18 protein-coding genes and 2 pseudogenes are annotated in these 22,101 nt (G+C 64.0%); 10 read left to right on the top strand and 10 right to left on the bottom strand.

Features of this window, described 5'->3' with window-relative positions; translation table 11 throughout:
• Nucleotide 1: 1 nt before the first annotated feature.
• The 4 genes and pseudogenes from ACNFBR_RS21545 to ACNFBR_RS21560 form a co-directional block, all read right to left on the bottom strand.
• Nucleotides 2-1,580, bottom strand: a pseudogene (locus ACNFBR_RS21545) (aldehyde dehydrogenase (NADP(+))).
• Between the two features lie 153 nt (nucleotides 1,581-1,733).
• Nucleotides 1,734-2,681: a dihydrodipicolinate synthase family protein gene (locus ACNFBR_RS21550; protein WP_416736685.1), complete on the bottom strand. Its 948-nt coding sequence runs from the start codon at nucleotides 2,679-2,681 to the stop codon at nucleotides 1,734-1,736.
• 43 nt (nucleotides 2,682-2,724) lie between these two features.
• Nucleotides 2,725-3,651: a 4-hydroxyproline epimerase gene (locus ACNFBR_RS21555; RefSeq protein WP_416736686.1), complete on the bottom strand. Its 927-nt coding sequence runs from the start codon at nucleotides 3,649-3,651 to the stop codon at nucleotides 2,725-2,727.
• A 22-nt stretch (nucleotides 3,652-3,673) separates the two neighbouring features.
• A complete protein-coding gene (locus tag ACNFBR_RS21560) occupies nucleotides 3,674-5,287 on the bottom strand; it encodes an APC family permease (RefSeq protein WP_416736687.1) in 1,614 nt (537 codons plus the stop codon).
• A 360-nt stretch (nucleotides 5,288-5,647) separates the two neighbouring features.
• Here ACNFBR_RS21560 and ACNFBR_RS21565 point away from each other — a divergent pair, with 360 nt between their 5' ends.
• Nucleotides 5,648-6,430, top strand: a complete 783-nt coding sequence (locus ACNFBR_RS21565; RefSeq protein ID WP_416736688.1) for a helix-turn-helix domain-containing protein — start codon at nucleotides 5,648-5,650, stop codon at nucleotides 6,428-6,430.
• Here the strand turns inward: ACNFBR_RS21565 and ACNFBR_RS21570 are convergent.
• The gene (locus ACNFBR_RS21570) at nucleotides 6,418-7,305 is read right to left on the bottom strand and encodes a LysR family transcriptional regulator (RefSeq protein ID WP_416736729.1); all 888 of its coding nucleotides are present in this window, start codon (nucleotides 7,303-7,305) and stop codon (nucleotides 6,418-6,420) included. The genes ACNFBR_RS21565 and ACNFBR_RS21570 overlap by 13 nt on opposite strands.
• 141 nt (nucleotides 7,306-7,446) lie before the next feature.
• Here ACNFBR_RS21570 and moaB point away from each other — a divergent pair, with 141 nt between their 5' ends.
• On the top strand, nucleotides 7,447-7,986 hold the full coding sequence (moaB, locus tag ACNFBR_RS21575) for a molybdenum cofactor biosynthesis protein B (RefSeq protein ID WP_043204243.1): 540 nt from the start codon (nucleotides 7,447-7,449) through the stop codon (nucleotides 7,984-7,986).
• Between the two features lie 124 nt (nucleotides 7,987-8,110).
• On the opposite strand, the gene ACNFBR_RS21580 is transcribed toward moaB, so the two are convergent.
• Both ACNFBR_RS21580 and moaA read right to left on the bottom strand, forming a co-directional pair.
• A complete protein-coding gene (locus tag ACNFBR_RS21580; RefSeq protein ID WP_416736689.1) occupies nucleotides 8,111-9,010 on the bottom strand; it encodes a bestrophin family protein in 900 nt (299 codons plus the stop codon).
• A gap of 20 nt (nucleotides 9,011-9,030) precedes the next feature.
• Nucleotides 9,031-10,035 (bottom strand): GTP 3',8-cyclase MoaA, encoded by a 1,005-nt coding sequence (gene moaA / locus ACNFBR_RS21585; protein ID WP_416736690.1) that lies wholly within the window; start codon nucleotides 10,033-10,035, stop codon nucleotides 9,031-9,033.
• A 223-nt stretch (nucleotides 10,036-10,258) separates the two neighbouring features.
• Here moaA and ACNFBR_RS21590 point away from each other — a divergent pair, with 223 nt between their 5' ends.
• The gene (locus ACNFBR_RS21590) at nucleotides 10,259-12,589 is read left to right on the top strand and encodes an FdhF/YdeP family oxidoreductase (protein WP_416736691.1); all 2,331 of its coding nucleotides are present in this window, start codon (nucleotides 10,259-10,261) and stop codon (nucleotides 12,587-12,589) included.
• Between the two features lie 106 nt (nucleotides 12,590-12,695).
• On the opposite strand, the gene ACNFBR_RS21595 is transcribed toward ACNFBR_RS21590, so the two are convergent.
• Entirely contained in the window at nucleotides 12,696-13,157 is a 462-nt protein-coding gene (locus ACNFBR_RS21595) for an Lrp/AsnC family transcriptional regulator (RefSeq protein ID WP_016498365.1), read from the bottom strand.
• Nucleotides 13,158-13,249: 92 nt separating this feature from the next.
• On the opposite strand from ACNFBR_RS21595, the gene ACNFBR_RS21600 reads away from it, so the two are divergent.
• Nucleotides 13,250-14,431, top strand: coding sequence for a trans-sulfuration enzyme family protein (locus ACNFBR_RS21600; protein WP_416736730.1), 1,182 nt, complete (start codon nucleotides 13,250-13,252; stop codon nucleotides 14,429-14,431).
• Nucleotides 14,432-14,498: 67 nt separating this feature from the next.
• Here ACNFBR_RS21600 and ACNFBR_RS21605 read toward each other — a convergent pair.
• Nucleotides 14,499-14,729: pseudogene (locus tag ACNFBR_RS21605) on the bottom strand (YdcH family protein); the annotation flags it as partial.
• A 253-nt stretch (nucleotides 14,730-14,982) separates the two neighbouring features.
• Between ACNFBR_RS21605 and ACNFBR_RS21610 the strand changes: the two are divergent.
• The 4 genes from ACNFBR_RS21610 (at nucleotide 14,983) to ACNFBR_RS21625 (ending at nucleotide 19,203) form a co-directional block, all read left to right on the top strand.
• The gene (locus ACNFBR_RS21610; RefSeq protein WP_416736692.1) at nucleotides 14,983-16,620 is read left to right on the top strand and encodes a phosphoethanolamine transferase; all 1,638 of its coding nucleotides are present in this window, start codon (nucleotides 14,983-14,985) and stop codon (nucleotides 16,618-16,620) included.
• A gap of 224 nt (nucleotides 16,621-16,844) precedes the next feature.
• A complete protein-coding gene (rnd, locus tag ACNFBR_RS21615; RefSeq protein WP_416736693.1) occupies nucleotides 16,845-17,978 on the top strand; it encodes a ribonuclease D in 1,134 nt (377 codons plus the stop codon).
• Nucleotides 17,975-18,268, top strand: a complete 294-nt coding sequence (locus tag ACNFBR_RS21620; RefSeq protein WP_416736694.1) for a YcgL domain-containing protein — start codon at nucleotides 17,975-17,977, stop codon at nucleotides 18,266-18,268. Before rnd ends, ACNFBR_RS21620 begins: the two co-directional genes overlap by 4 nt.
• Before the next feature lie 2 nt (nucleotides 18,269-18,270).
• Entirely contained in the window at nucleotides 18,271-19,203 is a 933-nt protein-coding gene (locus ACNFBR_RS21625) for a D-2-hydroxyacid dehydrogenase (protein WP_416736695.1), read from the top strand.
• Nucleotides 19,204-19,316: 113 nt separating this feature from the next.
• On the opposite strand, the gene ACNFBR_RS21630 is transcribed toward ACNFBR_RS21625, so the two are convergent.
• Nucleotides 19,317-19,910 (bottom strand): nitroreductase family protein, encoded by a 594-nt coding sequence (locus ACNFBR_RS21630; RefSeq protein WP_416736696.1) that lies wholly within the window; start codon nucleotides 19,908-19,910, stop codon nucleotides 19,317-19,319.
• Between the two features lie 143 nt (nucleotides 19,911-20,053).
• Between ACNFBR_RS21630 and ACNFBR_RS21635 the strand changes: the two genes are divergently transcribed.
• Entirely contained in the window at nucleotides 20,054-20,503 is a 450-nt protein-coding gene (locus tag ACNFBR_RS21635) for a YcgN family cysteine cluster protein (RefSeq protein WP_416736697.1), read from the top strand.
• A 41-nt stretch (nucleotides 20,504-20,544) separates the two neighbouring features.
• On the top strand, nucleotides 20,545-21,753 hold the full coding sequence (locus ACNFBR_RS21640) for a hypothetical protein (protein ID WP_416736698.1): 1,209 nt from the start codon (nucleotides 20,545-20,547) through the stop codon (nucleotides 21,751-21,753).
• Nucleotides 21,754-22,101 lie beyond the last annotated feature (348 nt).

Genomic DNA, 22,101 nt, shown 5'->3' on the forward strand with positions numbered 1-22,101 from the left:
CTCAGCCTTCCCGTTTACCGTCAAGCAGGCGCCGCAGCCGCAGCGGGTTACCGTGCTGCAACGCCTGCGGCAGCAGGGCATCGGGGGAAGTCCTGGTAGCACACCGGGCGCAGGAACCGCAGGATCGCTGCCGTGCCCACCGAGGTGGTGCGGGCATCGGAGGTGGCTGGGAATGGCCCGCCATGCACCATCGCATCGCAAACCTCGACGCCGGTCGGCCAACCATTGACCAGAATACGCCCGGCTTTGCGCTCGAGGGTTGGCAGCAGGGCGCGAGCGCTGTCGATGTCGGCCTCCTCCAGTTGCAGGGTGGCGGTCAGTTGGCCTTCCAGGTGTTCGGCAACCTGGCGCACCTGCTCATCGCTGTCGCAGGCAACCACCAGCGACGCTGCGCCGAACACTTCAGCTTGCAACGCCGAGTCGGCTAGGAAGGCTTCGGCCTGGGTGACGAACAGCTGTGCCTGGCATTGGTTGGGGCCCTGGCCCGCTTGGCCACTGGCTGCGGCCTGGGCATTGTCGTTGCCCGCCAGGGCCGCGACGCCGGCCTGGTAGGCAGCGAAGATGCCTGGGGTGAGCATGGTTTGCGCGGCGGCCTGCTGCACATGCCCGCTGGCTGCCGTGATGAACCGCTGCAACGCCGGCCCCTGGCGGGCAATGACCAGGCCGGGGTTGGTACAGAACTGGCCGGCGCCCTGGGTCAGGGAGGCGACGAAACCTTGTGCCAGTGCTTCGGCACGGGCCTGCAGGGCGGCATCGAACAGGAACACCGGGTTGATCGAGCTCATTTCGGCATACACCGGGATGGGTTCCGGGCGCGCCTGGGCGGCCTGGCACAGCGCCACGCCACCGCTGCGCGAGCCGGTGAAGCCAACGGCCTTGATACGCGGGTCGCTGACCAGGGCAATGCCCACTTCACGGCCCGAGCCGTACAGCAGCGAAAACACGCCGGCTGGCAAGCCGCATTGCTTCACGGCTTGTGCCACCGCCTGGCCGACCAGTTCGCTGGTGCCGGGGTGGGCACTGTGAGCCTTGACCACCACCGGGCAGCCGGCGGCCAGTGCCGAGGCTGTGTCGCCACCGGCCACCGAGAAGGCCAAGGGGAAATTGCTGGCGCCAAACACCGCCACCGGCCCCAAGGCTACCTGGCGCTGGCGCAGGTCGGCGCGGGGCAGGGGCTGGCGGTCGGGCAGGGCGTTGTCGACCCGCACGTCGAGCCATTCGCCGGCCCGCACCACACGGGCGAAGGTGCGCAACTGGGTGCAGGTGCGGCCACGCTCGCCCTGGATGCGCGCTTTGGGCAGGCCGGTCTCGGCCACGGCGCGGTCGATCAGGGCATCGCCGAGGGCTTCGATCTGCGCGGCGATGGTTTCGAGGAACTGTGCCCGTTGTTCGAGCGAGGTTTCGCGGTAGGCATCGAACGCCGTCCAGGCCAGGGCGCAAGCCTGGGCCACGTGTTCGCCGGTGCCGCCGAGGTAGGCGGGTTCCAGCGCCAGGCCGGTGGCCGGGTCGATGGCGTGGATGGCTTCGCGGCTGCCGGTTACCGGCGTCTGGCCGATCAGCAGGTTGCCTGTCAGGGTCATGGAGCCTCCTTGGGAAATCACATGCTGTTGCAAGGGTGTGCTGCTTAACCTGTGGGAGCGGGCGGGCCCGCGAAGCAGGCGACTCGGTGCCTGGCACCGGCTTCGCCGGTGTTCGCGGGCAAGCCCGCTCCCACAGAGAAAGCCGTGGCGGCGTCAGGCCAGGTTCTGCTCGGCCGACCAGCTCGCATACCAGCTGCGGAACAGCGCGTACTGCTGCTCGGCATAGTTGCGCTGGGCGTCGGTCAGCACATCGGTTTCGTTGAAGTGCAGGCTGTATTCGGTGTCGCCGTTGAGCACCATCAAGTGCTTGTAATACAGCACCAGGTCGCAGCCCTCATCGAACGACGACAGCACCGCCAGCGCCGCCTCCAGCTCGCGCGCCAGGCGACGGGCACGGGCGTCGCCCTTGGCGGCCTGCTTGCTCAGGCTCACCAGTTGCAGCACTTCACGGGGCAGGGCGTTGCCGATGCCGGTGATGGCGCCGGTGGCGTTGCAGTTGACGAAGCCATGCACCACCTGGGTGTCGACGCCGACCATCAGGGTGACATCGTCATCCTTGGAGGTGATGTGCTCGGCGGCATAGCGCAGGTCGGCGCCGCCGCCGAATTCCTTGAAGCCGATCAGGTTGGGGAATTCGCGGCGCAGCTCGAAGAACAGGTCGGCGCGGGTGGCGAAGCCGTAGTAGGGGCTGTTGTAGATCACCGCCGGCAGCTTCGGCGCGGCGGCAAGAATGGCCGAGAAGTGGTGCTTCTGGGCGATCAGCGACGCACCACGGCTGAGCACGCGGGGGATGACCATCAGGCCGGCGGCGCCGACGTTGGCGGCGTGGGCGGCATGGGACACCGCTTCACGGGTGTTCACCGCGCCGGTGCCGACGATGGTCGGAATGCCGGCGGCCACCAGGCGCGCCACGCCTTCCTGGCGTTCGGCCTCGGTCAGCAGCGGCCAGTCGCCCATCGAACCGCAGTACACCACGGCGCTCATGCCGGCCTCGATCAGCTCGCGGCCTTTGCGCACTAGGGCGTCGAAATCCGGTTTGCGCTCGGCGGTGCACGGGGTCATCAGGGCGGGCATGGTGCCGGTGAAGATGTTGTCAGTCATTGTGATCACTCCTAGCAATATTCAGTCGGAAAAAGGCCGAGGGTCAGATGCCCCAGGCGAAAGGGTCCTGTTCGTCGATCAGCAGGGTGCTGTCGGCGGTCATGTAGGCGCGGCCGGTGATGAACGGGCGAATGCGTTCGCCGTCGCGCTCGTAGCGGCCATGGAACTGGCTGCCGGTGATACTGGCCTGCACCCAGGTTTGGCCTTCGGCAAGCTTGCCGTCGGCGGCCAGGCAGGCCAGCTTGGCGCTGGTGCCGGTGCCGCAGGGCGAGCGGTCGTAGGACTTGCCGGGGCACATCACGAAGTTGCGGCTGTCGGCGTTGGCGTCGTCGGCGAACAACTCGACGTGGTCGATGGGCGCGCCGTTTTCGCCGGTAATGCCTTGCGCTTCGAGGGCCTTGAGCATGGCCCAGGTGTACTCGGTCAGCGCCTCGCGGTTATCCAGTTCGATGCGCTGGCCATGCTCGGAAACAAGGAAAAACCAGTTGCCGCCCCAGGCGATGTCGCCGCGCACCACGCCATGGCCAGGCACGTCCACCGCCACCTGCTGGCGGTAGCGGTAGGCGGGCACGTTGCCCACGGTGATGGCGCCGTCTTCATGCAGGGTGGCGCTGACCTGGCCGACCGGCGTGTCGATCTTGTGCTCGCCCGGTGCGATCAGGCCCAGGTGCTGCAGCGAGGCCACCAGGCCGATGGTGCCGTGGCCGCACATGTTCAGGTAGCCGGCGTTGTTGAAGAAGATCACCCCGCAGGTGGCGTCGGCCGAAACTGGCGGGCAGTACAGCGCGCCGACCAGCACATCGTTGCCGCGTGGTTCCAGCAGGCAGGCGCGGCGCCACGGGTCGTGCAGCTCGCGCAGCTCGTCGCGCTGTTCGGCCATGCTGCGGCCGTGCAGTTGCGGGAAGCCCTTGAGCACCAGGCGAGTTGGTTCGCCGCCAGTGTGGGAGTCGATGACGTGAATCTGTTTCATGGGCTTGTCCCTTGCGTAAAGATCAGGAAGCGACGGCGGCAGGGTGGTCGGCATAGGCTTCAGCGCTGGCTTCGCTTTCGTCCTCGCCTTCCAGGCGCACCAGGTGCGCAGGTACGCCAGTGGCGGCACCCCAGTAGTAGATGCCCAGCGCGCAGGCGGCCACGGCCACGGTGTCGAACGGGTGGCCTAGCACGCCCAGGCCGCCGAAGCTGCCCAGCCACGACAGCAAAATGGTCACCGCGTAAAAGCCGATCAGCCACGCCGACGAGCGTACTTGCTGGGCCAGCGACAGGTGTTGGGTGGGCACGAAGCGGCCGCACAGCAGGTACAGCACGAACATCACGATCTGCAGGGCCAGCAACCACGACACGGTGTTCCAGCCCGACCAGTACACGATCAGCGCGGCGATGATGAACGACAGTGGGCCGAGCACGCCCATGCCCTTGACCCGGAACGGGCGCGGCATGTCCGGGGCGTTGCGGCGCAGGGCGGCGACGGTGACCGGGGCGACGGCGTAGCTCAGTACCAGGGCAGCCGATACCACGTTGATCAGCGCTTCCCACGACGGGAACGGCAGGGTCCAGAACACCGACAGGCCAAAGGTCAGCCACAGCGCCGGGCGTGGGATGCCGGACTCTGCGTCGATGCGGGTGAAGTACTTGAAGAAGGTGCCGGTCTGCGCCCAGCCATAGACCACGCGGGGGGTGGCGTTCATGTAGATGTTGCCGCAGCCGCTGGGCGAGATCACCGCGTCGGCCACCACCAGGTAGGCCAGCCAGCCCACACCCAGGGCCAGGGCGATATCACGGTAGGGCAGGGCCAGCTCCTTGGTCACGCTGGCCCAGCCGTTGGCCAGCATTTCGGTGGGCACGCTACCGAGGAAGGCCAGTTGCAGCAGGGCGTAGATGGCGGTGGACAGCAGCACCGACAAGATCAGTGCAATCGGGATGGTGCGTTGTGGGTTCTTCACTTCGCTGGCCACCGAAATGATCGGCGTCAGGCCCAGGTAGGCGAAAATGATGCCACCGGCGGATACCGCCATTTCCACCCCGGACAGGCCGAACGGGGCAAAGCCCTGAACCTCGAAGTTTTCCGGTTTGAAAAAGGTGAACAGCACGCCGATCACCAGCAGCGGCACGATGAACTTGAATACGCTGACCAGGTTGTTGGCCTTGGCGAAGGTTTTCACGCTGCGGTAGTTGAGGAAGAAGAACAGCCCCAGCAAGGCGAACTGCACCAGCCAGCCGAGCACGGTCGGGTCACTGGAGCCGGCCTTGGTCAACCCGGGAAACCAGGCGGCGGCGTATTGGCGTGAGGCGACCACTTCGATGGCGATCAGGCTGGAGAAGGCGATCAGGGTGATGAAGCCCATCAGGTAGCCCAGCAGCGGGCCGTGCGAATACACCGGGTAGCGCACCACGCCACCGGCGCGGGGCAAGGCGGCGCCCAGTTCGCAGTAGACGATGCCCAGCAGCAGAACGGCGAACCCGCCAAGGAACCAGGAAAGGATGCCGGCCGGGCCGGCGATAGCCGAGACGTGGCTGGCGGCGAACAGCCAGCCGGAGCCGAAGATGGCACCTAGGCCGATGAAGGTGAGGTCCAGCAGTGATAACTGTTTTTTGAATTTGCCTGACATGGGTTCGCCTTTTTGTTGGTTATTGGATAGGCAGGTCTGATGTCACGAGATGCGGCTTTGTGGGCCGCGCTCTTGTAGGACTTGGGCGGCTTGCGTGGGGCATAGAGTGAACCGGTCGGGGCAGCGGTTCTTGATGGTTTTCTGCAGAGGGGATGACGAAATCGGCACAGTTGCAGAAAAGAAGTGGTAAGGCGAAAAGCTCGGGGATAGGCTGAAGGCCATACCGGATAAGGGTTTGAGAGATGTAGAGGTAGTGCCGGCCTCTTCGCAGCACAAGGCTGCTCCTACAGCGACCTCACTGCCCTGTAGGAGCAGCCTTGTGCTGCGAAGAGGCCGGCACAGCCAGCAGAGAACCGACAGATGACCGACACCCCCCTGGCAACCCTGTACCAGTCCCTCGACCAGCATCGCCCCGCCACCCTCGAAGCCTTGCTGGCCGGTGTATCCCTGCTGCTGCCGATCCTCGACGCCATCCCCAACGCCGCAATCTTCATCAAGGACCCGGCCGCCCGCTACGTGCTGGCCAACAACACCCTGGTCCAGCGCTGCGGCCTCAAGCGCTTGCAGCCCTTGTTGGGCAAGACCAGCGCCGAGGTGTTCCCGGCACAACTGGGCCCTGGCTACACCGAGCAGGACCGCCGGGTACTCAAGGAAGGCCTGGTGCTGGAGGATCAGTTGGAGCTGCACCTGTACGGCAGCCGCGAGCCCGGCTGGTGCCTGACCCACAAACGCCCGCTGTACAATCAGGCCGGCGAAATCATCGGCCTGGTCGGCATTTCGGTCGACCTGCAGTCAGCTGCCGACAGCCACCCTGCCTACCAGCGCCTGGCCGCGGTGGACGAGTACATCCGCGGGCATTTCCACCAGCCGATCAGCATGGGCGAACTGACCCGCATCGCCGGTATTTCCGTGGCCCAGCTGGAGCGCTACTGCAAACGGGTGTTTCACCTTACGCCCCGGCAAATGATCCACAAGGCGCGCCTGGAGCACGCCCACCGGCTGCTGCATTCGGCGCTGCCGATCACCGAAGTGGCGATGAGCTGCGGCTATACCGACCACAGCGCCTTCAGCCGCCAGTTCAAGCAACTGACCGGCTTCACCCCGCGCCAATACCGCCAGGCGACTGCCGATCAGGTGGCCTGAAACAGCCCTCGTGCCTCGGCAAAGCACTGTTCGGCAATTGCCGAACGCGGCTCGCTGCGGCGCAGCAGCAGGCCGACCGGGCTGTGGATGGCGGCGTCGGCCACCGGCAGGATGCGCAGGTGCTCGCTGAGGTCTTCCAGGCCGCAGTCCAGGGGCATGATCGCGCAGCACATGCCGGTGTTGATCGCCTGGATCAGCTGGAAGCTCGAGTCGCTTTCCAGTACCGCATTGGGCTCCAGGCCGCGGCTGCGCAAGCTCAGGTCCAGCGACTGGCGGTAATGCATGCCTTTGCTCAACAGCCCTAGTGGAAGGTTGGCAAGCTCGTCCCAGCGCAGCGTGTCGCTGGCGAACTGGAAGTGCCGAGTGTCGTGCAGCAGGCCCATGGTGGTAATGCCCAGTTCGATCACTTCGAAGAAGCTGGTGTTGACCTGGTCCAGGTAGCAGATGCCCAGGTCGAGCTGGTTGCGGCTGAGGCCGTCGATGACCTGCTCGGAGCTCAGCGAGCTGAGCTGAAAGTGCAGTTCGGGGTATTTTTCGCGCAGCGGCAGCAGCAGGTGCATGGGGTTGAAGCTGGCCAGCGGCACCGTGCCCAGGCGCAGGCTACCGACCACCTGGCCGCGGCAACTGGCAGCCTCGGCCTGCAGGCCGTCGTGGGCGGCGAGCAGGGTGCGGGCCCAGGCCAGGATGCGCTCGCCGGCCTCGGTGAAACCTTCGAAGCGCTGGCCGCGCTTGACCAGCACCAGGTCCAGTTCGTCTTCCAGGTTGCGCAGGCGCATGGACAGCGTCGGCTGGGTGATATGGCAGAGCGCCGCCGCCTGGCCGAAGTGGCGGGTCTGGTCGAGGGCGATGAGGAACTTGAGCTGCTTGATGTCCATGGAAGTGCCTGGCGTCTTGTTGTGCAGACCATAACTCACGTCTGCGATAGATGTCATTGATCGGCCGGTACGCCATATTGATTGGACGCACCCGGGGCCATGCCTCTAGCGTGGTGACAATGCCATTCAAGGAGCTTTACCGTGCGCGTCCAACCCGATGCGGTCTTCGTACCGCTGAACATCGCCGTGCTGACTGTCAGCGACACCCGTACCTACGACAACGATACCTCTGGCGAGCTGCTGGCCAGCCGCTCGGTAGAGATCGGCCACCGGCTGGTGGCGCGGGCGTTGCTCAAGGACGACCTGTACAAGATCCGCGCCCAGGTGGCTACCTGGATTGCCGACGAGCAGGTGCAAGTGGTGCTGATTACCGGCGGAACCGGCTTTACCGGGCGCGACAGCACGCCAGAAGCGGTCGAGTGCCTGTTGGACAAGCGAATCGATGGCTTTGGCGAGCTGTTCCGAGCGTTGTCGATTCTCGACATTGGCACCTCGACCGTGCAGAGCCGGGCATTGGCTGGGTTGTCCAACCGTACGTTGGTGTGCTGCCTGCCGGGCTCCACCGGGGCCTGCCGTACTGCATGGGAGGGGATCTTGGCCGAGCAGTTGGATGCACGGCACCGGCCGTGCAACTTCGTCAAACACCTGCTGCCGATCGAGGCCTGCGCAAGCCGAGGTTGATCGTGCACTGGCCTTTTCGCGGGTAAACCCGCTCCCACAGGATCTCAACTGCATTTGAACCTAGCGCTGTAGCTGTGGGAGCGGGTTCACCCGCGAAAGGGCCAGCACAGGACAGCGCTTTTACTCAGCTCAACACATACCCTACCGGCAACAACGCCGGCGGCAGCTGCTGTTCTCCCAACCCAGCCAAGATATCCCGTTCCACCGTGCGCACCATGGCATCGGTCGGCAAATCGTTCTCATCGCGCCCGAACGGGTCTTCCAGCTCGTTGCCAATCGCATCCAGCCCGAAGAACGTGTACCCGACGATGGTGGTGAACAGCGGCGCCAGCCAGCCCAGCGGCTCGGCCAGGGCAAAGGGCAGCAGAATGCAGAAGATGTAGATGGTGCGGTGCAGCAACAGCGTGTAGGGGAACGGCAAGGGTGTGAACTTGATCCGCTCGCAGGTGGCCTGTACCTCGGTCAGGCCTACCAGCCGCTGTTCCAGCAGGCTGTAGCGCCAATCACTGATCTGTTGTCGTTCGGCCAGGCGCGAGCAGTGCTCGCCTATTTCCCGCAGGATGCCGTCGCACACGTTGTGCGGGCTGATAGCCTCCGGCCGGGCCAGCCAGGGGCGGGCGGCCGCCAGGTCGTCCTCGTTGCGCAGCCGGGCATTCAGCGCATGGGCGTAGCCGCACAGGCTGCGCAGTAGTTCGGCTCGCAGCTGCTGGTCAGCAATGACCACGCTTTCACGCACGAACGAACGGGTTTCGATGATCAGCTTGCCCCAGGCCTTGCGCCCCTCCCACCAACGGTCGTAGCACGCGTTGTTGCGAAAGCTCATGAAGATCGACAGCGACAGGCCCAGCAAGGTAAATGGCGTGGCGCTGACCGGGTAGAAAAACGCCGGGAAATGCCGCTCGACCAGCACGATCAGCGCGGCCAGCAGGGTCACCATCAGGCAACGCAGGGCAATGCGCTTGACGATCGACCCCTTGAGGGTGAACAGCACACGCAGCACATCGGGGGTTGGGTGGACGATCATGGAAATCCAGAGACAGCCGTTCAGCCGCCGGTCATGTTCATGAAGCGCAGGATCTGCACCTCGCCACCGACTTCGAAGTGATGGCGGTAGGGCTTGAGGTGCAGCGAGTCGCGGATGGCCTTTTCCAGGCGTTCGGCGTTGCCTGGGTGGGCGCGCAGAACATGCTTGAGGTCTACCGAGTGCTCGTTGCCCAGGCACAGCAGCAGGCGGCCTTCGACAGTCAGGCGCACACGGTTGCAGGTGGCGCAGAAGTTGTGGCTGTGGGGTGAGATGAAGCCGACCCGGGTGTTGGCCGCTTCGGCCAAGCGCCAGTAGCGGGCGGGGCCCTGGGATGACTCGGTCGATTCGATCAGGGTGAATTGATCGGCCAGGCGTGCACGTACTTCATCGCTGGAGCAGAACGATTCGCCACGCTCATGCTCATTGATGACCCCCAGCGGCATTTCTTCGATGAAGGTGATGTCCAGCTCGCGGTCGATGGCAAAGCGCACCAGGTCGACCAGTTCATGGTCGTTGCGGCCTTTGAGTACCACGCAGTTGAGCTTGGTGCGTTTGAAACCGGCCTGGCGCGCGGCGTCGATACCGGCGATCACCTGGGCCAGGTCGCCAGTACGGGTCAGTTGCTTGAAACGCTCGGCATCCAGGCTGTCGAGGCTGATGTTCAGGCGCGACACGCCGGCGTCGAACAGCGGCTGGGCCAGGCGCCCCAGTTGCGAGCCATTGCTGGTCATGCACAACTCGCGCAAGCCGGGCAGGGCGGCGATGCGCCCGCACAGCTCGACGATGCCCTGGCGTACCAGTGGCTCGCCGCCGGTCAGGCGGATCTTGCGGGTGCCAAGGGCGACGAAGCGCTCGGCCACTTGGAACAATTCTTCGAGGCTGAGGATTTGCTGGCGCGGCAGAAACTGCATGTCTTCGGCCATGCAGTACACGCAACGGAAGTCACAGCGGTCAGTGACCGACATCCGCAGGTAGTCGATTTTCCGGTTGAAGCCGTCGATCAGGGCCCGGCTGTTCTGTTCCACGTTCGCGCTCGAATGGGTTTGGACACAACTCCAAGCTATAACCTGGCCGAAGGGCCGTCAAATTGCTTTGCCCGACTGATTGATCAATGGCCTCTATGATGGCCAGGCGCTGGTTTCAGCCCGTGATCGAGAGCGTTTATCACCCCGTAAGATCTTTCGATTGGACGCTCCACCTCACGCTCCATAGGCTGAAAAAAAGCATCGAAGCGTGAGGATTCATCGCATGAGCCAGGACGAACACATCAGGGACTACAAAGGCGCCGCCGCCGGCTGGGGGGCGCTCAAAAGCGTGACCAAAAGCTGGCTGGGCAGCGAAAACGCCTTCAAGAACCTGAGGGCCATGCTCAAGACCAACCAGAACGGCGGCTTCGACTGCCCCGGCTGCGCCTGGGGCGAGTCGCCGGAAAGCGACATGGTCAAGTTCTGTGAAAACGGCGCCAAGGCGGTCAACTGGGAGGCCACCGGCCGTTCGGTGGACCCGGCGTTCTTCGCCAAGTACAGCGTCAGCGCGCTGAAGGACCAGACCGACTACTGGCTCGAATACCAGGGCCGCCTGACGCACCCGATGCGTTACGACGCCGCGACCGACCACTATGTCGAAACCACCTGGCAGGAGGCCTTCGAGCTGGTCGCCAGGCACCTGCGGGCGCTGCAGTCGCCAGATGAGGCCGAGTTCTACACCTCGGGCCGGGCCAGCAACGAGGCGGCGTTCCTCTACCAGCTGTTTGTGCGTGCCTATGGCACCAACAACTTCCCTGATTGCTCGAACATGTGCCACGAGGCCAGCGGCGCGGGCATGTCGGAAACCCTCGGGGTGGGCAAGGGCACCGTGGTGTTCCACGACCTGGAGCTGGCCGACGCGATTTTCGTCATCGGCCAGAACCCCGGCACCAACCACCCGCGCATGCTCGAACCGCTGCGTGAGGCGGTCAAGCGCGGTGCCCAGGTGGTTTGCTTCAACCCGCTGAAAGAGCGTGGTCTGGAGCGCTTCCAGCACCCGCAGCACCCCTTTGAAATGCTCAGCAACGGCTCCGAGCCGACCTCCAGCGCCTATTTCCGCCCGGCCTTGGGTGGCGACATGGCCGCCATGCGCGGCATTGCCAAGTATTTGTTGCAATGGGAGCGTGAGGCGCAGGCCAAGGGCGAGCCGGCGGTGTTCGACCATGCCTTCATCGCCGAGCACACCAGCGGCGTCGATGACTACCTGGCGGCGGTGGACGCCACTTCCTGGGAGCACATCGTCAAGCAGTCGGGCTTGACCCTGGCCGAGATCGAGCTGGCTGCGCGCATGTACCGCAAGGCCGAGCGGGTCATCATGTGCTGGGCCATGGGCGTCACCCAGCACCGTCATTCGGTGCCGACCGTGCAGGAAATCGTCAACCTGCAACTGCTGCGCGGCAACGTCGGCAAGCCCGGCGCCGGCCTGTCGCCGGTGCGTGGCCACAGCAACGTGCAGGGTGACCGCACCATGGGCATCGACGAGAAGCCCAAGGCGGCGCTGCTCGACGCCATCGAAAAGCGCTTCCAGTTCCGTGTGCCGCGTGCTCACGGGCACAACGCGGTGCTGGCGATCAAGGCCATGGAAGAGGGGCGGGCCAAGGTGTTCATCGGCCTGGGCGGCAACTTCGCACAAGCCACCCCAGACACTCCGCGCACCCACGCGGCACTGCAGAATTGTGCGCTGACCGTGCAGATTTCCACCAAGCTCAACCGCTCGCACCTGGTCACCGGCCGCGATGCGCTGATCCTGCCGTGCCTGGGCCGTACCGAAATCGACCTGCAGGCCGAAGGGCCGCAAGGCGTGACCGTGGAGGACACCTTCAGCATGGTGCACATCTCCAACGGCCAGTTGCGCCCGCGCTCGCCGCACCTGCGCTCGGAGCCGTGGATCATCGCTGGCATGGCCAAGGCCACACTGGGCAACCAGCCGATCGACTGGGAATATGCGGTGGCCGATTACAGCCGTATTCGCGACATGATCGCCGAGGTAATCCCTGGTTTCACTGGCTTCAACGAACGCCTGCATAGCCCTGGCGGTTTCCACCTGGGTAACAATGCCGCCGATCGCAACTTCCGCACCGCCACGGGCAAGGCCCGGTTCATGCCTCATGCGCTGCCTGAGGAATTGGTCAACGCCAAGGTACTGGCCCGTGGTGACAAGCCGGACCTGATCCTGCAGACCTTGCGCTCGCATGATCAGTACAACACCACCCTGTATGGGTTGGACGACCGCTACCGTGGGGTGTTCGGCCTGCGTGAAGTGGTGTTCGTCAACGAAGCCGACATCCGTCGCCTGGGCTTCGAGCCGGGCGAGCACGTCGATCTGGTGTCGCTGTGGGAGGATGGCGTGGAGCGGCGGGTCTCAGGCTTCCGCCTGGTGGCGTATGACGTGCCAGAAGGGCAGGCGGCGGCGTATTACCCGGAGACCAACCCGCTGGTGCCGCTGGAAAGCTACGGCGAGGGGACCTATACGCCGACGTCGAAGTTTGTGGCGATCAAGGTCGAGAAAGCCAAGGCGGGGAACCGGATTGCGGCGGTGTTGGCAGCGGATTGATTGGTTGCCTGTACCGGCCTCTTCGCGGGCAAGCCCGCTCCCACAGGTTCGAGGCCTGAGCTGTACCTGTGGGAGCGGGCTTGCCCGCGAAGAATCCAGAGCCGATTCAGGAACGATGCACCGGGTAGGCCGTGGTGTACTTCATCTGCTCCATGGCAAAGCTGGACGTAATGTTCGACAGCCCATCGGTACGGGTAATCAGCTTTTTGTAGAACCGGTCATACGCCGCGATATCCCCCACCACCACCCGCAGCATGTAGTCCCAGTCCCCCGACATGCGGTAGAACTCCATCACTTCCTCGAACCCCGTCACGGTCGCGGCAAACTGCTCCAGCCAGGCGCTGTCGTGACGCTGGGTCTTGAGCTGGACGAACACGGTAAGCCCCAAGCCCAGCCGCTCCGGGTCGAGCAGGGCGACACGGCCGAGGATGTAGCCTTCTTCCTCCAGGCGCTTGACCCGCTTCCAGCACGGCGTCGTGGACAAGTTGACGGCCTCGGCCAGGTCCTTCAGCGAGATCGAGGCATCGCGCTGAAGCAGGGTAAGAATGTGCTGGTCGAAACTGTCCATATCGCGTGCGGGCCGTGCAGAAAAATATTTCACAGATTACCCCAAGCCCGGAAGATTTGGGTTGTGCGATAGTGGCAGCTTTCACTCTGCCAATGGGCCTGACCATGTCCGACAAGCCGCGCAATTTCGCCACCCGCACCATTCACGCCGGCGAGCAGTTCAGCGTCGCCGATAACGCCATTTTCCCGGCCATCGTCACCGCCAGCTCGTTCACCAAGCGCAGCCTTGACGACAAGCCGGAATACTCCTATAGCCGCGTCGGCAACCCGACCCGGCATGCCTACGAAACCTGCGTTGCCGCCCTGGAAGAAGGTGTGGGCGCAGTGGCCTGCGCTTCGGGGGTGAATGCCACCGCGACCGTGCTGGAGCTGCTGCCCAAGGATGCCCACGTGGTGGTGATGAACGGCGTGTACGGTGGCACCTTCCGTATCATGGAAGACTATCGCAGCCGCACCTCGGGCCTGACCACCACCTATGTCGACCTCAATGACCTTGAGGCGGTGGCCGCCGCGATCAAGCCGCAAACCCAGCTGATCTGGATCGAGTCGCCGACCAACCCGTTGCTGCACCTGGTCGACATCAAAGCGGTGTGCGACTTGGCCAAGGCGCGGGGTATTCTGACCTGCATCGATAACACCTTCTGCTCACCATGGAACCAGCGCCCGATCACCCTGGGCGTGGACCTGGTGATGCACTCGGCCAGCAAGTACATCGGCGGCCACTCCGACCTTACCGGCGGTGTGGTTGTGGCAGCCAATGATGCGCTGCTGGCGCGCCTGCGGCGCATCAGCATGGCGATTGGTGCGGTGCAGGGGCCATTCGATTGCTACCTGGCCCTGCGCGGTCTGAAGACCCTGGATGTGCGCATGGAGCGCCAGTGCGCCAATGCCTTGCAGGTGGCGCGCTTCCTCGAAAGCCACGCGCAGGTCGAGCAGGTGTACTACCCAGGGCTGGAAAGCCACCCGCAGCATGCGTTGTGCAAGCGCCAGATGCGCAGTGGCGGGGCGGTGGTGGCAATGAAGGTGAAGGGCGACCGCGCCGCGCTCAACCGGCTGGTGGAGGCGCTGCAGATCTTTGTGCTGGCCGACTCGCTGGGCGGGGTGGAAAGCATGATCAACCACTCCTGGAGCATGTCGCACTGCTCGTTGAGCCCTGAGCAGAAAGGGGTGATGGGGATCAGCGAGAACCTGCTGCGGCTGTCGGTGGGGATCGAGGATTACCGCGACCTGGTCGAGGACCTGGATGGGGCGCTGAACGCGCTGGCTGCTGTGTAAGGGCTGCCGGGCTCTCCGCGGGGCGGCCCCCGGAGGGGGCGCGCGGGGCGACGGATGCCCCCCACGGTTTAGGCGGATGGATGATCCGTTCGATCTTGTCCTTGATCAGTAACCTTTCCTTGCGCAGGCGGTTGACGGCCTCGTCGTTGGTGCCGTTGCCTTCGGCGGCGACCACCTCCTTGTCCTTGGCGTTGTACTCCTTGTGCAGTTTGTGCAGGTCCTGGTCCTTGTCTATGAGCGCCTGGAATGCATCAGCGGTAACGTGCAGGTCAGCGAGCAGATCATGCGGAACTGGCATTTCTTCACCTCTGTCAGGGTTGTCGGTAAGGTCCTGACCACTGAGGATAGCTGCCTTTGCGCAGGCTTGCGGCGGCTGCCCAGGCTGAATGGCAGCTGAATGACTTTCAGGTAATTGATAAAAGACGCGCCTTCACGAAATTGTTACCGACTTTTTCACAAAAAATTGATGACGCGCTTTCTAGAGTTCGCCCAACTTTCCCACGGTGCCAACTGGCCTGGGGGTTGATAATCACTCTTGATTGCGAACGCTGATGCTCAACTTCAAATCCCTGCGGACTGAATGGGTCACGCTGCTGGCCAGCCTTTACCTGCTGATCGGCTTCAACATGTTCCTTTGGGGGCATCTGCAAGAGGTTGTGCCCGCCGGCCTGTCGGGGCTGTGGCTGAGCCTGGCGTTTGCCGTGCTGATGCTGTTCGCCTTCAACCTGATCCTCACGTTGTTTGCTTTTCGCTATGTATTGAAGCCGGTACTTATCGTGTTGTTCATAAGTGGCGCGGGCGTGGCTTACTTCATGAACCAGTACGGCGTACTTATTGACTCCGGCATGTTTCGTAATATGGCAGAAACCAATATTGCGGAAGTGCGCGACCTGATGTCGTTCAAGTTTGCCGCTTATATCCTGCTGCTGGGCGTGCTGCCTTCGGTGCTGCTGTGGAAGGCCCCCATCGCTTACCGTGCCTGGCACCGCGAACTGCTGGGCAAGCTGGTGGTCAGTGGTGCCTGCGTGGTGGCCCTGGGTTCGGTAGCGTTGGTCAATTATCAAGGGCTGTCGTCGCTGTTTCGCAATCACCATGAACTGCGCCTGATGCTGACCCCAAGCAATATCGTCGGGGCCTCCATTGGTTATGTCAGCGAGCGTGTCGGTACCGCCTCGCGCCCGTTCCAGCATTATGGCGAAGATGCCAAGCGTGATGCCGCCTGGCAAAAACATGAGCGCAAGTCGCTGACCGTGCTGGTGGTGGGGGAAAGTGCCCGGGCAGACCATTTCGGTGTGCTGGGCTACGACCGCGACACCACGCCGAACCTCGCCAAGCAACAAGGCCTGCTGGCGTTTTCCGACGTGCACTCGTGCGGCACGGAAACCGCGGTCTCGGTGCCGTGCATGTTCTCTGGCATGGCGCGCAAGGACTACGATGCTCGCGTGGCCAAAAACCGCGAAGGGCTGCTGGACATCCTCCAGCGTGCTGGCCTGGCCGTGCAGTGGCGTGACAACCAGTCAGGTTGCAAGGGCACCTGCGACCGCGTGCAGTTCATCGATGTCAGCAACCTCAAGGACTCGCAACTGTGCGCCAATGGCGAATGCCATGACCAGATCTTGCTGCAGGGCCTGGACGAGCTGATCGACAACCTCGACAAAGACACCGTGCTGGTGCTGCACCAGATGGGCAGCCACGGCCCCGAGTACTTCAAGCGCTACCCCAGCGGCAGCGAACGTTTCACCCCCGTGTGTCAGAGCAACGCGCTGAACCAGTGCAGCGAACAGGAAATCATCAACGGCTATGACAACACCTTGGCCTACACCGACCAGGTGCTGGCCTCGCTGATCGACACCCTGCGCAGCAAGCAGGACAAGGTCGATACCGCGATGATCTACCTGTCCGACCATGGCGAATCGCTGGGTGAGTACAACCTGTTCCTGCACGGCACGCCGTACGCCATTGCTCCCGAGCAGCAGAAGCACGTACCGCTGCTGACCTGGTTCTCCGACAGCTACAAGGAGGACTTTGGCATCGATACCGACTGCCTGGCCAAGCTCAGCGATGCCCCGCTGTCGCAGGACAACCTGTTCCACTCCATGCTCGGCCTGTTGCAGGTGCGCACCGAGGTCTACCGGCAGTCCCTGGACATGTTCGCCAGTTGCCGGCCTTGGCTGGCGGCCAAGCGCTGAATCCATGCCTGTACCTTGTCCCTGTAGGAGCAGCCTTGTGCTGCGAAAGGGCCGGTACAGCCACCACATCACTCAAATGCTTGCACCGGCCCTTTCGCAGCACAAGGCTGCTCCTACAAAAAGGCCCGGTTGCAGCACCATTTATCGATTCCAGGGATGGCGCAGGTTTCACCAGCAGTGCCCGCGCCGTATATACTGCGCGCCAATGTTAGTGGGAGAGCCTTGTGGCCATCGAAATTCACTGGATCCGTGACGACCAGAGCCTGGCCGAACACTGCCGCGACTGGCACCAACTGCCCTTCGTCGCCGTTGACACCGAATTCATGCGGGTCGACACCTTCTACCCGAAAGCCGGGCTGATCCAGATCGGCGACGGCCAACGGGCCTTCCTGATCGATCCATTGCTGATCGGCGACTGGCAACCCTTGGCCGACCTGCTGGAAGACACAGGCGTGGTCAAGGTGCTGCACGCCTGCAGCGAAGACCTCGAAGTGCTGCTGCGCCTGACCGGCAAGCTGCCCCAACCCCTGTTCGACACTCAGTTGGCCGCCGGTTACCTGAACCTGGGCTTCTCCATGGGCTATTCGCGCCTGGTACAAGAAGTGCTGGGCATCGAATTGCCCAAGGGCGAAACCCGCTCCGACTGGCTGCAACGCCCGCTCTCGGAAACCCAGGTCAGCTACGCTGCCGAAGATGCCGTGCACCTGGCCGAGCTGTTCAGTGTGCTGCGCCCGCGCTTGAGTGACGACAAGTACGCCTGGGTGCTGGAAGACGGCGCCGAGCTGGTGGCGGCCTTGCGCCGTGAAGTCGAGCCTGAAACCCTGTACCGCGACGTCAAGCTGGCCTGGAAGCTGGCGCCTCAGCAACTGGCGGTGCTGCGTGAGCTGTGCGCTTGGCGCGAGCGCGAAGCGCGCCACCGCGACGTGCCGCGCAATCGCATCCTCAAGGAGCACTCGCTGTGGCCCATGGCCAAGAGCCAGCCGAACAACCTGTCGGCACTGGCCAAGATCGACGAGATGCACCCGCGCACCATTCGTCAGGACGGTGAGTGCCTCATCCAGCTGATCAAGCGCGCCGCCAGCCTGCCTGCCGAGCAATGGCCGCAGGTGTTGCCCGAGCCGCTGCCGATCGAAGCCGCCGGCATCCTCAAGCAGCTGCGTGCCATCGGCCAGGCCGAAGGCGAGCGCCTGGGGATTGCCCCCGAGCTGATGCTGCGCAAGAAAACCCTGGAGGCGCTGCTCAAGAGCGGTTACCCCCATGGCCCTTATCAACTGCCCGATTCGCTGCGCGGCTGGCGCCGTGAGCGCATGGGCCAGGCCCTGCTGGACAACCTTGCAGGTGCCGGAGAGATTCGATGAAACGCATTTGCTCGATCTACAAGAGCCCCCGCAAGAACGAAATGTACCTGTACGTGCTCAAGGCTGACGGCCTGGAGCGCGTGCCCGAAGGCCTGCTACCGTTCTTCGGCACCCCGATTCACGCGTTCGACCTGGTGCTCAGCCCTGAGCGCAAGCTGGCCCGCGAGGACATCGCCAAGGTGCTGGAGAACCTCGACAGCCAGGGTTACCACCTGCAGATGCCGCCGGTGGAAGACGAGTACATCGAGCACCTGCCCGAAGAGCTGCTGCGCCGTAACGACCCGGTCTGACCATGCGTGTACTGATTGCTGAGCATGATCATGCTCGATACGCCGAGCTGTTGCGCGCAGCCGCACCTGAAGTGCAAGTTCTGACCAGTGGCGACTCTGCCGAACTGGCCCGTCAGGCACCGCAGTGCGCGGTGTGGCTGGGCCAGCCCGACCTGCTGGCGAGCCTGTTGCGCCAGGGCCACAAGCCGGGCTGGATGCAGTCGACCTGGGCCGGTATCACGCCGTTGCTGGCCGATGGCCTGCCGCGTGATTACCGCCTGACCCGTGCCGTGGGCATCTTCGGCCAGGTGATGGCCGAATACATGCTCACCTACATGCTTGGCCACGAGCGCGAGGTGCTGTCGCGCCTGGTCAGCCAGGTCGAGCGGCGCTGGGATGACCGCCCAGGGCGCAGCCTGGAAGGGCGCAAGGTGCTCATTGTCGGTACCGGCGACATTGGCCAGCGTGTGGCTGAGTTTCTGCAGCCGTTTGGCGTGGTGCTGTACGGGGTTGCCAGCAGCGCCCGTGAGCAGGCACCGTTTGTCGAGGTGGCGGCGCTGGCCGACCTGCCGCGCATGGTCGGCCAGGTCGACTACGTGCTCAACCTGCTGCCCGATACCCCGGCCACTCATAACCTGTATGACGCGGCGCTATTCAAGTGCTTCCAGCCTTCGGCGTTGTTCATCAATGCCGGACGCGGGGTGGCGGTGGTCGATGCCGACTTGGTGGAGGCGCTGAAAGAAGGCCATCTGGCGGGGGCGGTGATCGATGTTTGCCGGCAAGAGCCGCTGCCCAGGCAGCACCCGTTCTGGACCGCCTGGGGCTTGCTGCTGACCGGGCACAGCTCGGCGCCTACCTCGCCGGCGGCGATGGTGCGGTTGTTTGTCGAGAATGTGCGGGCTTATGAAGCGGGGCAGGGCTTGCGTGGCGAGGTCGACTTCGCTCGGGGATATTGATTGGTAGGGGCTTTGCCGGCCTCTTCGCAGCACAAGGCTGCTCCTACAGGGATATCCGCTGCCTGTAGGAGCAGCCTTGCGCTGCGAAGAGGCCAGTGCAGCCAGCAAAAGGCTTACAAGCTGAAATCACCCTCGGCAGCCAGCTCGCTCAACGGCTTGCGTGGGCTCGGCACTTCACGCGCCTGCAGCGCTTCGTCCAGGCTGGCCTTGTCACCCAGCTTGCCGATCGCCACCATGGCATGCAGCACGTAGCCTTCAGGAATCTTCAGTTCCTGACGCGCCAGGTCCTGGTCGAAACCGGCCATGCCGTGGGTATGCCAGCCGTTGATGCTGGCCTGCAGGGCCAGGTGCCCCCAGGCGGAGCCGGTGTCGAAGGTGTGCCACAGCGCCGGTTTTTCTTCCGTGGCGCCCGGGGCGGCGAAAGTGGTCTTGGAAATGACCAGCACCAGCGCCGACGCCTGTTGCGCCCAGCTGCGGTTGAACGGCACCAGCAGGCTCAGGTAACGCTCCCAGCTCGGCGTGTCGCGGCGGGCATACAGGAAGCGCCAAGGCTGCGAGTTGTACGCCGACGGTGCCCAGCGAGCGGCTTCAAGGAAGCTCAGCAGGGTTTCTTCGCTGATCGGCTCGGCGGTGAAGGCGCGTGGCGACCAACGGTTGATGAACTGCTCGTTGATGGCGTAATCGGCAATGCGGGGGTTGGCGCTCATGGCGGCTCCTGCAACAGGACGGAAAAGCGCACGCTACTGCGTCCCGTCGCGACTGACAAGCGGTCTGGCTTTGCCGAAGGCCAGGCTCTAGACTGGCGCCGCCGCGCGCCGTGGCCCCAAGATGAATGCAGGAACCCCGTGTGATGACCGCTGAAAACGCGCCGTTCTGGCGGCGCAAGACCCTCGAACAACTCAGCCCGCAAGAGTGGGAGTCGCTGTGCGACGGCTGTGGCCTGTGCTGCCTGCAAAAGCTCGAGGACGAAGACGACAACAGCGTTTACTACACGCGCATCGCTTGCAAACTGCTGGACCTGGAAACCTGTCAGTGCAGCGACTACCCCAACCGCTTCGCCCAGGTGCCGGACTGCATTCAGCTCACCCCAGGCAAGGCCGACCAGTTCACGTGGCTGCCGAGCACCTGCGGCTACCGCCTGGTCAGTGAGGGCAAGGACCTGCCGGCTTGGCATCACCTGGTCTGTGGCGATCGGCAACAGGTCCATGAACAGCGCATTTCCCAGTCGGGGCGTATGCTCAGGGAGCAGGATGTGCACGAAGACGACTGGGAAGACCACCTGATCTTCCGCGCCAGCTGACCGGCGCGGCCCGCTGCCACGGGGAAACAAGGAGTTTCTGTATGCGTTGCCAGCTGTTCTTGTTGTTGGGCCTGATGGCCAGTTCGCCAGCCTGGGCGAAAAAGGTCGACCTCGACTACCAGGTGCGCCTGCTGCCAGCCAGTGGCCAGGCTGAAGTCCGTGTGACATTGGCCGAGGGTAGCGCCGTGCGCAGCCTGGACTTCGACCTGGGCAAGGCCGGTGCCTACAGTGGTTTCCAGGCCGATGGCCAATGGCAACTCAAGGGCCAGCGTGGCGTATGGCAGCCAGCGGCCGGCAAGACCAGCCTCAGTTACCGTGTGCAACTGGACCAAAAGCTGACCAGCGGCGCTTATTCATCGCGCATCACCCCGCACTGGGCGCTGTTTCTCGGCGACCAACTGATACCGCCTGCGCGCCTCGACCAGCAGGATGGCACCGAGCTGGTGGCGCGCCTGGCGTTCGACCTGCCCGAAGGCTGGAAGAGCATCGAGACCTCCTGGCCGCGTATCGGCAAGGACAAGTTCCGCATCGACAATGTTTCGCGCCTGTTCGATCGCCCCACCGGTTGGATGCTGGCCGGTGATCTGGGCAGCCGCCGCGCCCGGCTGGGCGATACCGAAGTGACCGTGGCCGCGCCGGTGGGGCAGGGCATGCGGCGCATGGACAGCCTGACCTTGCTCACGTTCGTCTGGCCGCAATTGCAGGCGGTGTTCCCGCGTAACCCGCCAAAGCTGCTGCTGGTCGGGGCGCGTGACGGCATGTGGCGTGGGGCGATGGCTGCACAGGGCTCGCTGTACCTGCACAGTGCCCGGCCGATGGTCAGCGAGAACGGCAGCAGCCCGTTGCTGCGCGAAGTGGTGCAGCTGTTTGCGCAGATCCATGGCCACGATGGCAGTGACTGGTTGGTGGAGAGCCTGACCGACTACTACGCCAGTGAGTTGCTGCGCCGAGCGGGTGGGGTGAGTGATGACCGTTACCAGGCCTGGCAGGCCCGCCTGAGCAAACAGGGGGCCAAGGTGACCCGGTTGAAAGGCGAGCGCGCAAGCCCGGCCCAGGTGGCCCGTGGGGTGATCTTGCTGCAGGCGCTGGACAAGGAAATCCGCATTCACACCCAGGCCAAGCGTTCGCTGGACGATGTGGTGCGCGGGCTGATGCGCCTGCCCAGCGTCAGCACCGAAGACTTCGTGCAGATCAGCGAGAACGTGCTGGGGCGCAAGTCCGAGGTGCTTCAGAGCAAGGCTCTGCGCTAGGAATCTCTATTGCGGGTGCCAGCCCCTTCGCGGGCATGCCCGCTCCCACAGAGCCCTCATGGCTACAGGCGTGTCGCTAGCCTGTGGGAGCGGCCGGCCCCTTCGCGAGCATGCCCTTTCCCACAGAGGCCTCATGGCTACAGGCGTGTCGCTAGCCTGAGGGAGCGGCCGGCCCCTTCGCGGGCATGCCCTTTCCCACAGAGACCTTATGGCTACAGGCGTGTTGCTAGCCTGTGGGAGCAGGCGTGCCCGCGAAGAGGTCGGCACAGGCAACGCAAAGCCGCCTTTCAGCGGTGCCGATGTCATTTATGGTCAAGTCCGTGGCGGATCCAGTCAACTTGACCGCCC

The organism is Pseudomonas sp. NY11955 (assembly GCF_048068035.1).
Taxonomy (GTDB): domain Bacteria; phylum Pseudomonadota; class Gammaproteobacteria; order Pseudomonadales; family Pseudomonadaceae; genus Aquipseudomonas.